At 62.8% G+C, this 223-nt stretch carries 1 protein-coding gene; it reads right to left on the bottom strand.

All coding sequences use genetic code 11. From position 1 onward, the window contains the following. Positions 1-223, bottom strand: a 223-nt coding sequence (locus F7Q90_RS26485; protein ID WP_151161265.1) for an IS66 family transposase, incomplete at both ends; no start/stop codon positions are given.

Below are 223 nucleotides of genomic sequence, written 5' to 3'. Positions count from 1 at the left end.
CCGTGCGGGTTTTACCGCTGCCAGGCTCCTGTACCGGCACAGGGATATCGTCTGTATGCACCTTGCCCGGCATCAGCACGTACTGGCGCAGCAGGTCGTACAGCGGCTCCAGCAGTTCGCTCACCGCGCCGGACCAGCGACCCAGCGTGGCGCGACTCAGCTCCACGCCCTGACGATGGTATATCTCTGACTGACGATAGTGAGGCGTGTGCTCTGCGAACTT

The organism is Pantoea stewartii subsp. stewartii (assembly GCF_008801695.1).
GTDB classification, from domain to species: Bacteria; Pseudomonadota; Gammaproteobacteria; order Enterobacterales; family Enterobacteriaceae; genus Pantoea; species Pantoea stewartii.
The sequence above is the reverse complement of the archived record's forward strand: the minus strand, read 5'-3'. Positions and strand labels throughout refer to the sequence as shown.